Here is an 11,829-nt window from a genome sequence, read left to right on the forward strand (position 1 = left end):
AGCGTGTAAGGATCTTCATGCGTTCAACACGACTTACTCTTTACTCTGACATATGCGTTGCCATTAAAAATCAGGTAGTTAGCGTTTGATGAGTGTGTTTTTGTAAAAGTTAGTATTTTTTAGGATTTAAGAGAGAAGTGAAAATAACTCAAAAACCTATGCAACTAACTCTAAAAATATTTGTCTATCAAAATAAGTATTAGCAATAAGATAACTATCTACTAAATATTTAGTGAGTCTTTTATACACCTTGCCTAACCATTAATTCTCATTGTGAATAAAGATATTAATTGTCAGTGATCACTATCTGATTTTGATATCTAGCACATATTGATATTTCTCATTTTCGAGCCACTTCAACTTTCTCTAAATTCGTTCTAATCTAAGTTATTGAAATATATCGATATGGTCTTTATTTCTAAGCTCAAAATTAATAACTGTGATTCATATCATTAAGTGGGGAAAAGTTTGCTCTCCTTCATATTTTTTTAGATAAAAAATAAGTTCTCATTGATGTTTTCCACCACGAAGTTAGTCTTGCTTCTTATGGATACACACTGTGTATGCAGGAGAAAAATCGATAGAGCTAATAGTATTTGGTTCTTCGATAAAATAGGAACATTACCCTTACTCGCAGCGGCCAACTTAGAGTTAGGGGTAATAAAAACAGCTATATCCATTTTCGGGAGTTTTTCCATGGACAAATTTTTCAAACGTACGCTTCTTGGTGCTGCAGTATCTGCGGTAGCACTATCTGGCGCTTCAAATGCAGCGATTGACCTAAACGGCAAAGCTGTTCAATTCTACGGTCAAGCGGCTGGTAACATCACGTTGATCGATCCAAAAGCATCTGGTTCTGATAACAGCATTGGTGCTGACATCGAATCTCGTATTGGCTTCCGTGGTGTTGTTGAGTACGATGACTTCGGTCCGAACATTGTTTGGCAAATCGAAGGCGGTAACGCGAATAACGGTGACAAGTCTGGTGCGCTTGGTGCACGTGATACATACCTTGGTCTAGATTTTGAAGGTGTTGGTACATTTAAGTACGGTCGCCAACTGGTTGCTGCATACAACTACGTTGACTGGCCACACTCTAACCCTGGTCTTGGTAATGTTTTTGACTGGAATAACGACCTAGGTGTGAGCTTCCAAGATCGTGCAGACAGTGTATTACGATTTGATTCGGCTTCTTTCGGCGGTTTCTCGTTGCAAGCGACTGTAAGTGGCATGGCTAACTCTACTGAGCAAAACGTGGTAAGCGTTGCTGGTGCTTATGCACACGAGAAATTTAATCTTCACGCAGGCTACTACACTCGTGGTGAGTACAAAGCTGCTCCAGAAGGTGATAACCCGAAATTTATTTTCGATAAAAATGGTAATGTGATTCCAAACCCTGATTACATTGATGGTGATGAAACTCATTACGCAAATTCTTACGCGATTGTTGGTGGTAGTGTTTACCTTGGCGACCTAACGTTGACAGCGGCTTATAAAGCAATGCAAGCAGATACAGCTTCTGGCGACAATAAGCAAAATGCAGTATCAGCAACAGCTCAATATGTACTTGACGGTAAGTGGGTATTCAAAGGTGGTTACGCTATGACTAGTGACTCCACAGATGGTACTGATGACGGTGATACAGCAATCACTGGTCGTCTAGGTTACTTGCTACCTAGCACATACCTATACACTGACATCCGTCACTACAACATGGATGGTTCGTCTGATGCTAAAGACGGTACTCGCCTACTTCTAGGTATGGAATACTACTTCTAAATTACTGCCTAATATCCACAGCTAGTAATATTCTTAGTAGCGAGTACCATCATTGGTACTCGCTTTTTTAATTTAAGGAAAGAGAATGAAATTGTTGTATAAAGTATTAACTACAAGTGCTGTTCTGCTATCTTTTCAGGCTCAAGCAGATGTGAAAGTTCATTTGCATCGAGACCTAGCACCGGTTGTGGTCGATGGCGAAGAAGTTGGTTTTAGCTTTGGGGCAAAAAGCCCACTTGTGCTTAAAGATGGAAAGAATCAAATTGTTGTTCGCGTTTCTAAGCTTGTTGCTAAGCAAGGAGAGCACGAAAAATTCAATTCAGAACCAATTGTTGTGACATTTGAAGCTGCCAATAAAGAATTGACGTTAAACCCTGCAAAAGTTATTACACGTTCCGACCAAGTGGGCTCTTTTGGAGATAATCCTAAAGTGAAAATGTTAGACGTAGCAGGACACTCCTATCCTATAGATCAAGGAATTTTGAAACGTGGAAGTGGACTCACTCGTGATTACGAAAGAGAGCTGACTAAGTTTAATCAAAAAAACGGCATTAAAATCGCCACTGCAACCGCTGCAACCGCTGCAACCGCTGCAACCACTGCAACCACTGCAATTACAACTTCCTCTATGTCTAAAAACACCTCTTCAACATTGTCTGATTTGAAGGCTGATTTTGGGAAATTGAGTTCCACTGAAAAGAAAGAATTTTTAATGTGGGCGGTTGGTCAGTAACATAAAGTTTATTCCGCGACAAACAGCGTTTATAGTTGGCTGATATAATCAGATTACAATACGTTAATATGAATATCAGCCAAGTATCTAAACTCACAGATCTCACCCCTAAATCTATTCGGTTTTACGAATCGAAAGGCATCACTTCTCAAGCCATACGCAGTGCTAATGGTTACCGCACTTATTCCGAAAAACACATAGAAGAGTTGCAACTGGTTGCGCGAGCAAGATCGGCTGGATTCAGCTTGGATGAATGCAAGAGTTTACTGGAACTTGCGTTCAATCCGTCGCGAACAAGCGCGGAAGTGAAAGCGAAAACACGGGATAAACTCGTTGAAATAGAAACCAAAATCGCAGAGTTGAATTTGATGAAGAATCAATTAGAAAGTTGGATGTCTGAGTGTCCAGGGGATGAAGGAAAAGAGTGTCCGATTATTGATAATTTGTGTGGGCATAAAAAATAGGTTTGCCACCAGACAAACCTATTTCATTGTGAACGCCAATTTACAGCAGTGTGTTACTCTACAGCTTCAATAGTAAGGACTATTCCGTCAACGGCGGTGACTTTAACAGTGGTGCCTGCACTAAGAGAGCGCTCACTCATTGCAGACCAAGTGGTATCACCCATTCGGATGCGACAGCGTCCTGCTTCTATGTCTTCTTCTAGACGAGTTATTTGACCTACAAGCTGTTTGTCTCGTTGATTTAAGTTCGTCTCTTCTTCATCTAAGACGTCTTTTTTGTGTTGGTAGCGCCACCAAAGCCAAGTGGTTACGAGTGAGAAAACAGCGAAACATACCCATTGAAGTTCCCAGCTGATTGGAATAAGCAGTTTCACGAGCCCCACTAAGATGGCTGATATACCAATCCACAGCAGGTAGCCTGCTGTGCCAAGTAATTCTCCACATAACAGCACCAAACCTAGAGCAATCCAGTGCCAGTGGTTCATCTGGTTAAGGATTTCTATCATATTATTTCTCTTTCGAGTCTTTGAACATTTCTGCAATACCTGCCACAGATCCCATTAAGCCTGTTGCTTCTAGTGGCAGCATAATGATCTTTCCATTTTCAGCCTGACCGATGGACTTAATGGCTTCAGTGTAACCTTGGGCGATAAAGTAGTTTACGGCTTGCATGTCGCCTTGTGCGATGGCGGTTGAAACCATTTCTGTGGCCTTTGCTTCAGCTTCAGCTGCGCGTTCTCTTGCCTCTGCTTGAAGAATTGCTGCTTGCTTATCACCTTCAGCTTTTAGAATTTCAGCCTGCTTTTGACCTTCTGCACGCAAAATTTCAGCTTGTCGAACCCCTTCGGCTTCAAGTACTTCAGCACGTTTATTACGTTCGGCTTTCATTTGAGCATTCATTGCGGCGGTAAGGTCGGCCGGTGGCTGAACATCTTTGATTTCAATACGAGTCACTTTTACTCCCCATGGATTGGTTGCTTCATCCACGATAGAAAGTAATCGAGTGTTTATCATGTCTCGTTGGCTTAGCATTTCATCTAATTCTAGCGAGCCTAAAACAGTTCGAATATTCGTGAGTGTTAAGTTTCGAATCGCGTGTTCTAGGTCATTCACTTCATAAGCGGCCTTTGGGGCGTCCACTACTTGTACGAAACAGACGGCATCAATGGTCACGTTGGCATTGTCTTTTGAAATCACTTCTTGCGCGGGAATATCCAGCACACGTTCCATCATGTTTACGCGGTGTCCGACGGAATCGATAAATGGGATAATAAGGTTTAAACCTGGTTTAAGGGATTGGGTGTAGCGACCAAAGCGCTCTACAGTCCAGTTATTGCCTTGAGGAACGGTTTTTACACCAGCTACGATAAAGATTATGGCGACAAAAATAAGCACGCCAACGGTGATGAGAATATCGAGTTCCATGACTATATCCTTAATATATATTGGATAAACCAGAATACAGTGAACCGAATTAATCTGAAACTTAATTTATGAAACGAGTTTGATTTTTGCGCTGCATTTAGCACACAAATATACCCAAGCATCCTGAGGTTACTGGGTATATAAACTAAAAGGGAGAAAAATTTAAAGGCAGCGCATCAAGTACCGATAGTTCCTTGCAAGCCTTGCTGCCAGTGAGTTTTAGAACTACTTAGCTTAAATCACTTAGTACAATAATGAATAAAGCTTTCGTCTATATTGACCGGCGAATGCATGCCCTTGCCCAAGTGCTGCCAATATATCCATAAAGGATTTCTTTAGGTCACCATTAAGTGCATTCAAGTCTTTTGACAGGAATGACCAAAGTAGCTCTAACGCTTCTTCATCTCGACCAACTTGGTGGTATTGTAAACCTAGGTCATTTGCTAGTTGAGGATCGTTTGGTGATTGTTGAAATTGTTGCTCTAACGCCTGAATTTCTGGGCTGTCAGCCGCTTGTTTTTGCAGATCCAGTTTAGCAACTAGGCTTTTATAGTAGTTATCTTGATATTCCAATGGGATTGTTGATAAAAGCTGTTCGGCTGACTCAAATTGATTGGTTTCTAACAAACAATCTGCAGTGACCAATTTAACATCACCACGTTGTTTGAATTCCTCTTCTAAAGTCGAGATATCAGCTAATGCTTCAGAATACTGCTGTGCTTGAATCTTTTCTTGAATGGCTTTGAGCGCAAGTTCGTCTTGACTAGGTAAATGTTTTGCGAGCATTTCTTTAATTTGCTCAATCGTTTGAGGACCGCCTAATCCATCAACTGGTTGACCGTTTACAAATAGGGCGATCGTTGGCAAAGCCTGTACGCCAAATTGACCCGCAATCATTTGCTCTTGTTCACAGTTCAATAAAGCAAGAGTAAATGCACCTTGGTATTGGTTAGCTAAAGTTTGCAGATCAGGAATGATTTGCGCACTTTCTTGGCTCATCGGAGCCCAAAAATGTATTAGTACAGGTGATTGAGCTGAACCTTCGAGTATCTGGCGAAAATTCTGCTCATTCAATTCAACGATGTAATCAGACGACATGGTCTTTCCTTAATTGTGGGCACTCCCTATTAGGTAAGGGTAATTAGGCGAGAAATCAAGAGGAAATGCCACATGATGTGGCACTTGGGTAATAAGCAAGCAAAGGAGTAAGTCACAGTATTAAAATAAGAAGCACTACACCTATGCTCAGCCAGTTCAGCTGGTTTAGTGTCATTGTTTCCTCAACAGGTATTGCTAGGAGAGACGGGTAAAGCAGAATCTTCTTCAGTATTAATACTAGAGAAGAATTATTAACGTTTAATGACACTATTGAAATTAATGAGTGGAGATAACAGGCTCAAAAGAGTACATGGTGCTAGTTAATTGTTTTGAAAAGATTTAACTGTAAGCTATGCCGCTTTTGAAAGGATTCTATCCAATAAACGAGTCGAGAGAATACGTTTTAGGATGGCAAATACTTTGGTTGGTGTGGTTACTCGATAGCGAATCTTGGGCTTAGTTGACTCTATCGCATGAATAAGTGGTGCAATAATGGATTCTGCGGGTAAGGTAAATGCATTGCCCGATTTGTCATTTGCTAAGCGTTGAAGTTGCAACTCGTATTCTGCTTTATGGAGACTCGATTCTACAGGAATCCATTGTTTAAAATGCTTAAGGGCATTAGCTCTAAATTGAGTCTCGATCGGGCCGGGTTCAATCAAAGAGATATGAATCCCCGAACCTTTCAGTTCCAATCGGAGGGTGTCTGTCCAGCCTTCTAGGGCAAATTTTGAAGCATTATAGGCTCCCCGATATTTCATTGCTGCAAACCCGAGTACAGAACTGTTTTGGATAATTCGCCCAGCTCCCTGTTTACGCATGATTGGCAATACTTGTTTCACCAGTTCATGCCAACCAAAAACGTTGGTTTCAAATTGCTCTCGAAGTGCTTCAGTAGGAAGATCCTCCAGCGCGCCAGCTTGACCGTATGCACCGTTATTAAAAAGGACGTCAATTTTACCTTCTGTGAGTTGCAGCGCTTCTGAAAGGCCACTGGTAATGCTGTCTTGCGCGCTTACATCCAATTGGACACACATGAGACCTTCTGAGCGAAGTCTTTCTACATCATCCTGGCGGCGACATGAAGCAATAACCTTGTAGCCTTCTTTGTGCAGTGCGTGAGCACAAACGTAGCCGATGCCAGTAGAACAACCAGTAATAAGAACGGAGGCTTTCATTAAGTTTCCTTGTGGGGTTTGAGGTTAGGATTTTGTTCCATTTCTTTGTTAAAGAATTGGAAAGAGCTCATCGCTATATGCCATCTTTCCTTTGAGTTAGAGCAGAATATGAGCTCCCAAGGGCTAGTTTAACTGGCTTTCATACTGCGTTATCGATTCTTGATTTAGAACCACTAGATCTTCAAATCGATGCCTTGCCTGAAAGCCAGTTAACTCTCGCTGAACCTAGCATCTTGAGGTTACTTGGGTATAGTAACCATAAATGGTCAGCAGACCCTAATCTTGGTGTTGCAAAATATTTTTGAGTGCTGGCTCAAGGCGAGAGTAGGTAAATATAAAACCAAGTTCCGTTAAGTGCTTAGGTTTAGCTCGAATACTATCAAACAGCAAAGATGAAGCCTCGCCCAGTGCGAGTTGAATAACCCATTTAGGGGTGAATAAGATGTGAGGTCGATTCAAGACCTTAGCTAGGGTTTTGCTGAAAAGTTGATTTTGAACAGGGTGAGGCGCACACAGATTAAATACGCCATGCGCATAGTCTGTTTCGAGTAAATACATGATGGCTCGTACCATGTCTTGGAGGTGGATCCATGGCATATACTGTTTTCCGCTGCCTATTGGTCCACCTAGCCCCATTCTGTAAGGAAGGATCATTTTTTCGAGCGCCCCGCCGTTGGTACCAAGCACGATACCTGTTCTGAGCAGGCAAACTCTCGTTCTGTCAGACTCGGCTCTTTTGGCGATAGTTTCCCATTTTGAACACACTTGGTGAGCAAACTGCTCTTGGTGAACATGGAGGTTTTCATCGAATGGATGAGACTGTTGATCTCCATAGTAGCCGACAGCAGAGCCACTAATAAAAACAGAGGGCGGCTGGGTACTTGCGTGAACAAGTGAAACCACTTGTTTGGTTATGTCCCAGCGACTATCACATATCTTCTGCTTTTGAGTGTCTGACCAGCGCTTATCTGCGATGGGCTCGCCAGCAAGATTGATCACAGCATCGAAATCATTGAGATCGGAGAACGAATCGAAATCAGCGATGTATTCGATATTGCCAAAGTCGGCATGGGTGAGTACTTCTCTAGCCTTTTCAATATTTCGAGTAAGAACGACGAGCTGATGACCAGCTAAGTGCTTTACGAGTTCCTTTCCAATAAAACCGGTTCCTCCGGTCAACAACACTTTCATGTTCTTCCTCATTGTCTTCTTCCGTTCTTCATTATAGACGTTGGTCGCTAAGATAGATCAAAGTGGCGTTTGAGAATCAAGAGCCGTGATCGCATAAAGCTTGGGCAATTCGGATAATTGAGCATTACGTGGACAACACATCTCACAAATAATTCCTTCTTAAATTTCATCACTCCAGCAGTGTCACATTTTCTTACATATTTATGTGCCATGCTGTATATGTCCAAGTCATTTTGAATGTCTTGGTTTACATCCATGTTAAAGAAACAGATATCGACTAGAGCTTTATCTATGTAATTAGGTTCGTTTTACAGAATGTGACTATAAAGATGAGTTTTGAGTAACCACAGAATATATAACATCTGTTCTTATGGGTGCACTGCTTGCGACTTACGTTTACACAGGGGGTGTGATGGCTGCCATTTTTGCGCTTGCTAAGTCCATGTTATCGAGTTTACGGGATCTGATGCCAATTATTTTGGTGATCGGATTTTTTCAACTGGTTGTCCTCCAAGAACCTCTTCCTAATTTGTTGTCCATCTTGTTTGGCTTACTGCTTGTGGTCTTGGGGCTCACTTTCTTTATTTTTGGTCTAGAAATGGGGCTTTTTCCAATCGGCGAGTCTATGGCTCAGGCTTTTGCTCGTAAAGGAAGTGTAGTTTGGCTGCTCATTTTTGCCTTTAGTTTAGGATTCGGGACGACCATTGCAGAGCCCGCGCTTACTGCAGTCGCACAAGAAGCATCGGAAGTTGCGGCTGAAGGTGGAGTGATTGAGCATACTGAAGAGGCGATGGAAAGCTACGCAGATGGTCTTCGGTTAACGGTCGCACTTTCTGTTGGTGTGGCCATTGTTATTGGGGTGATCCGCATCTTAAAAGGGTGGCCTATTCACATTATGATTATCGGTGGCTACATCGGCATCGTTATTCTCACGGGGTTTGCTCCAGATACCATTATTGGCATCGCTTATGATTCTGGAGGGGTGACCACATCGACGATTACTGTACCGCTAGTAACAGCGCTTGGCGTCGGTTTGGCCTCTGCGATTAAAGGCCGCAACCCCATGATAGATGGATTTGGTCTGATTGCTTTTGCTTCTTTACTCCCAATGATGTTCGTCATGATCTATGGGATGGTGCTGTCATGATCAGTGTGTCTCTGTTTGTTGATACCTTTGTTAGCACTGTGACTGATGTTATTCCCATTGCCTCGATTATCTTTGGCTTTCAATTTGCCGTGCTTCGAAAGCCTATAGCTAATTTGACGAAAGTCATCTTGGGGTTTGTTTATGTGTTGATCGGACTTTCGCTCTTTTTGATTGGGCTTGAACTGGCATTATTCCCACTAGGGGAAACCATGGCAAGCCAACTTACCGAGCCCCAATTTTTGCAAGAATTTAAAGTGTCTATTGGCCAGTCTCTAGAGTGGATAGATTACTACTGGGTGTACTTATTTGCGTTTTTTATTGGTTTCAGCACCACGGTTGCAGAGCCATCCTTGATTGCCGTTGCAATTAAAGCAAATCAGGTATCTGGCGGATCCATTAGTGTCAATGGATTACGAATTGCCGTTGCACTGGGTGTCGCGGTAGGCATATCACTGGGCAGCTATCGAATTGTGGTAGGCGATCCAATCCATTACTACATCATTTCTGGGTATATCGTGGTGGTTATCCAAACCTTTTTTGCACCAAAGCTGATAGTGCCACTGGCATACGACTCTGGCGGTGTGACCACATCGACCGTTACGGTTCCCTTGGTTACGGCGTTGGGGCTAGGACTTGCTTCAACTGTGCCAGGACGAAATCCAGTAATTGATGGCTTTGGTTTGATTGCTTTTGCCAGCCTATTTCCGATTATTTCAGTTATGGGGTATGCACAACTTACCCAGTGGCTGAATCAGCGTGCTTCGTCTAAGGAGAAAGAAAATGCGCTTTAAACTCATTATTGCTTTTGTCGAAGAAAGCAAAACAGATGTGGTTCTTGATGCTGCTCGCGGAGCGGGTGCTACTGGAGCAACGGTAATTAATCACGCAAGGGGAGAAGGCGTTAATAAGAAACGCACTTTCCTTGGGCTAACATTAGAGGTTCAAAAAGATGTCCTCTTATTTGTTGTTGAAGAACATTTGTCTCGCCATATATTAGAAAAAATCAGTGAAGTGGGTGAGTTTGATGAAGCATCGGGGCAGGGGATTGCGGTGCAAATTGATGTTGAAGATGCGGTTGGGGTCGCGCACCAAGTTGAAACCTTAACCCGTGTGGTAGAGGAAAAGCTATGAGTATGCAGGTGATGATTCAAGTTAGAGAGGTAATGTCGAACTCTTATGTCATTGTGGATGGTTTGACGACAGTTCAGGAAGCGATTCATTTGGCAAAAGAGCACGAAGTAAAAGCGTTGCTGGTGGATAAACGATATGAAGACGATGAATACGGCATTGTGTTGATGAACGATATCGCTAAACGTGTTTTGGCGCAAAATCGCTCGCCAGAGCGTACCAATATATATGAAATTATGACCAAGCCAGCCCTGTCGGTGAAACCAACAATGAACGTGAAATACTGCGCTAGGTTGTTCGAACGCTTTGGCATTAGCCGAGCCCCCGTGGTGGAAGCAGGGAAGGTAATCGGTATGGTTAGCTATAACAACATCGTCATCAATGGTATGTCAAAGCTATCTAGCTAGGGTCTGTTGATCTTTCGTGGTTAAATTTTGTTCGAGTTCTATGCCTTTTAATCGCGACGCAAGGTGTGTAGCCTAGTCATTCTAAGCAAATACCTTGCAACAAAGAGTAAAAGGCATAGAAGCGAACCCTTTGGGCAGCATTTGTGGCTTATTTCTACTGCGTTATCACTCATTGATGTAGAGCGACTACACCGAATGAGCTCTGCCTTGTATAAATACCCCACAAATTGCTGCAAAAATCATCTCGAAAGATCAACAGACCCTAAATACCAAGGTAACTGGGTCACAATATGTTCCTAGCAAAATAGGCTTAATTAGGTATAGAATCCCCTCACTATTTGTGGGTTTAGAGCGTGCCTAAACTCAATATTTAAATGGGAAAGCTAACTAATGAGTAACCTGTTAAATGGGAAAGCAGTTAAGTGATAAAGCTATGAAGCTATTTTTTGCCTCGGACATACATGGTTGTGAACATGCGACCAATAAAGTTATTGATGCGTATTTGAAATCAGGCGCGGACCATTTCATTTTGTTGGGTGATACGCTAAACCACGGTCCAAGAAATCCAATTCCAGAAGGCTATAATCCACCTGAAGTGGCGAGAAAGCTAAACGATTACGCGCAGCACATCATTGCCGTTAGAGGAAACTGCGACAGTGAGGTGGACCAAATGCTGCTCTCTTTCCCAATGATGATGGATTATTCGTGGGTGCTGCTAGAAAGTGGCAAGCGACTGTTTTTGACGCATGGGCATTTATTCAATACCAAAAAGCGGCCACCATTGAGAGAAGGTGACATTCTTTGCCATGGGCATACCCACCTCCCCATTGCTGAATTAGATCAAGGGATAGTCGTGTTTAATCCAGGTAGTGCCACTTTCCCTCGGGATGGATTCAAAGCCAGTTATGGGCTTTATGATAGCGGAGTGTTATCTGTGCTCACCTTTGATGGAGAGCAAATCGCTCAATGTAAAGTGTAGGTTGCATCCTACGGGTTACTTTGAGTCTGAATGACCCAGATCTCTTTCTGGGTCAATAACATCGCGAACCTTCTGTTTGAGCACCTTTGCTTCTGGGAAGCCGCCATCTTGCTTCCTTTCCCAAATCACGTTCCCATTACAATGAATTTCGAAGCGCCCACCAGTATCAGGGTGCAGAGAAACCGTTTCGATTTCTTCGCTGAACGTATGCAATAGTTCCTGACTTAGCCATGTGGAACGTAACATCCAATTACACTGTCGGCAGTAGTATATATCTATAATGGCTTTTTTCATGAGTCG

The 11,829-nt window shown here is 42.6% G+C and carries 14 protein-coding genes; 8 read left to right on the plus strand and 6 right to left on the minus strand.

Annotation, left to right across the window (positions count from 1 at the left end):
• The first annotated feature begins 696 nt into the window (after positions 1-696).
• The 3 genes from VPNCDNU1_RS03975 (at position 697) to cueR (ending at position 2,976) form a co-directional block, all read left to right on the plus strand.
• Positions 697-1,779: a porin gene (locus VPNCDNU1_RS03975; protein ID WP_104399162.1), complete on the plus strand. Its 1,083-nt coding sequence runs from the start codon at positions 697-699 to the stop codon at positions 1,777-1,779.
• Between the two features lie 85 nt (positions 1,780-1,864).
• Positions 1,865-2,512, plus strand: a complete 648-nt coding sequence (locus tag VPNCDNU1_RS03980; protein WP_104399163.1) for a YccT family protein — start codon at positions 1,865-1,867, stop codon at positions 2,510-2,512.
• A gap of 68 nt (positions 2,513-2,580) precedes the next feature.
• Positions 2,581-2,976, plus strand: a complete 396-nt coding sequence (gene cueR / locus VPNCDNU1_RS03985) for a Cu(I)-responsive transcriptional regulator (RefSeq protein ID WP_104399164.1) — start codon at positions 2,581-2,583, stop codon at positions 2,974-2,976.
• A gap of 53 nt (positions 2,977-3,029) precedes the next feature.
• Here cueR and VPNCDNU1_RS03990 read toward each other — a convergent pair whose 3' ends face one another.
• From VPNCDNU1_RS03990 to VPNCDNU1_RS04015, 5 genes are all read right to left on the minus strand, one after another.
• Positions 3,030-3,482: an NfeD family protein gene (locus VPNCDNU1_RS03990; RefSeq protein WP_104399165.1), complete on the minus strand. Its 453-nt coding sequence runs from the start codon at positions 3,480-3,482 to the stop codon at positions 3,030-3,032.
• Between the two features lies 1 nt (position 3,483).
• On the minus strand, positions 3,484-4,401 hold the full coding sequence (locus tag VPNCDNU1_RS03995; RefSeq protein ID WP_104399166.1) for an SPFH domain-containing protein: 918 nt from the start codon (positions 4,399-4,401) through the stop codon (positions 3,484-3,486).
• A 243-nt stretch (positions 4,402-4,644) separates the two neighbouring features.
• Positions 4,645-5,499, minus strand: coding sequence for a co-chaperone YbbN (locus VPNCDNU1_RS04000; protein WP_104399167.1), 855 nt, complete (start codon positions 5,497-5,499; stop codon positions 4,645-4,647).
• 350 nt (positions 5,500-5,849) lie between these two features.
• Positions 5,850-6,677, minus strand: coding sequence for an SDR family oxidoreductase (locus VPNCDNU1_RS04010; protein WP_104399168.1), 828 nt, complete (start codon positions 6,675-6,677; stop codon positions 5,850-5,852).
• 276 nt (positions 6,678-6,953) lie between these two features.
• Complete coding sequence (locus tag VPNCDNU1_RS04015) at positions 6,954-7,868, minus strand: TIGR01777 family oxidoreductase (protein WP_104399169.1); 915 nt, start codon at positions 7,866-7,868, stop codon at positions 6,954-6,956.
• A 412-nt stretch (positions 7,869-8,280) separates the two neighbouring features.
• Between VPNCDNU1_RS04015 and VPNCDNU1_RS04020 the strand changes: the two genes are divergently transcribed.
• The 5 genes from VPNCDNU1_RS04020 (at position 8,281) to yfcE (ending at position 11,529) form a co-directional block, all read left to right on the plus strand.
• Positions 8,281-9,015 (plus strand): DUF1538 domain-containing protein, encoded by a 735-nt coding sequence (locus tag VPNCDNU1_RS04020; protein ID WP_104399428.1) that lies wholly within the window; start codon positions 8,281-8,283, stop codon positions 9,013-9,015.
• Positions 9,012-9,806, plus strand: coding sequence for a DUF1538 domain-containing protein (locus VPNCDNU1_RS04025; protein ID WP_104399170.1), 795 nt, complete (start codon positions 9,012-9,014; stop codon positions 9,804-9,806). Before VPNCDNU1_RS04020 ends, VPNCDNU1_RS04025 begins: the two co-directional genes overlap by 4 nt.
• Positions 9,796-10,146 carry a P-II family nitrogen regulator gene (locus tag VPNCDNU1_RS04030; RefSeq protein WP_104399171.1) on the plus strand — a complete coding sequence of 117 codons (351 nt, stop codon included), beginning with the start codon at positions 9,796-9,798 and terminating at the stop codon, positions 10,144-10,146. The genes VPNCDNU1_RS04025 and VPNCDNU1_RS04030 overlap by 11 nt, the downstream gene beginning before the upstream one ends.
• Entirely contained in the window at positions 10,143-10,550 is a 408-nt protein-coding gene (locus VPNCDNU1_RS04035) for a CBS domain-containing protein (RefSeq protein ID WP_104399172.1), read from the plus strand. Before VPNCDNU1_RS04030 ends, VPNCDNU1_RS04035 begins: the two co-directional genes overlap by 4 nt.
• A gap of 433 nt (positions 10,551-10,983) precedes the next feature.
• Positions 10,984-11,529, plus strand: a complete 546-nt coding sequence (gene yfcE / locus VPNCDNU1_RS04045) for a phosphodiesterase (protein ID WP_104399429.1) — start codon at positions 10,984-10,986, stop codon at positions 11,527-11,529.
• 15 nt (positions 11,530-11,544) lie between these two features.
• Here yfcE and VPNCDNU1_RS04050 read toward each other — a convergent pair whose 3' ends face one another.
• On the minus strand, positions 11,545-11,823 hold the full coding sequence (locus VPNCDNU1_RS04050) for a SelT/SelW/SelH family protein (RefSeq protein WP_104399174.1): 279 nt from the start codon (positions 11,821-11,823) through the stop codon (positions 11,545-11,547).
• Positions 11,824-11,829: the final 6 nt, after the last annotated feature.

The sequence above is a fragment of the Vibrio penaeicida genome, assembly GCF_002933855.1.
In the GTDB taxonomy this organism is placed as follows: Bacteria; Pseudomonadota; Gammaproteobacteria; order Enterobacterales; family Vibrionaceae; genus Vibrio; species Vibrio penaeicida_A.

Bases quoted from the DNA above. Each gene is read 5' to 3' on its own strand.
- VPNCDNU1_RS04030 (WP_104399171.1), top strand. From the start codon at position 9,796: ATGCGCTTTAAACTCATTATTGCTTTTGTCGAAGAAAGCAAAACAGAT.
- VPNCDNU1_RS04015 (WP_104399169.1), bottom strand. From the start codon at position 7,868: ATGAAAGTGTTGTTGACCGGAGGAACCGGTTTTATTGGAAAGGAACTC.
- VPNCDNU1_RS04025 (WP_104399170.1), top strand. From the start codon at position 9,012: ATGATCAGTGTGTCTCTGTTTGTTGATACCTTTGTTAGCACTGTGACT.
- VPNCDNU1_RS04000 (WP_104399167.1), bottom strand. From the start codon at position 5,499: ATGTCGTCTGATTACATCGTTGAATTGAATGAGCAGAATTTTCGCCAG.
- VPNCDNU1_RS03990 (WP_104399165.1), bottom strand. From the start codon at position 3,482: ATGATAGAAATCCTTAACCAGATGAACCACTGGCACTGGATTGCTCTA.
- VPNCDNU1_RS03995 (WP_104399166.1), bottom strand. From the start codon at position 4,401: ATGGAACTCGATATTCTCATCACCGTTGGCGTGCTTATTTTTGTCGCC.
- VPNCDNU1_RS03980 (WP_104399163.1), top strand. From the start codon at position 1,865: ATGAAATTGTTGTATAAAGTATTAACTACAAGTGCTGTTCTGCTATCT.
- VPNCDNU1_RS04020 (WP_104399428.1), top strand. From the start codon at position 8,281: ATGGCTGCCATTTTTGCGCTTGCTAAGTCCATGTTATCGAGTTTACGG.
- VPNCDNU1_RS04050 (WP_104399174.1), bottom strand. From the start codon at position 11,823: ATGAAAAAAGCCATTATAGATATATACTACTGCCGACAGTGTAATTGG.
- yfcE (WP_104399429.1), top strand. From the start codon at position 10,984: ATGAAGCTATTTTTTGCCTCGGACATACATGGTTGTGAACATGCGACC.
- VPNCDNU1_RS04035 (WP_104399172.1), top strand. From the start codon at position 10,143: ATGAGTATGCAGGTGATGATTCAAGTTAGAGAGGTAATGTCGAACTCT.
- VPNCDNU1_RS03975 (WP_104399162.1), top strand. From the start codon at position 697: ATGGACAAATTTTTCAAACGTACGCTTCTTGGTGCTGCAGTATCTGCG.
- VPNCDNU1_RS04010 (WP_104399168.1), bottom strand. From the start codon at position 6,677: ATGAAAGCCTCCGTTCTTATTACTGGTTGTTCTACTGGCATCGGCTAC.
- cueR (WP_104399164.1), top strand. From the start codon at position 2,581: ATGAATATCAGCCAAGTATCTAAACTCACAGATCTCACCCCTAAATCT.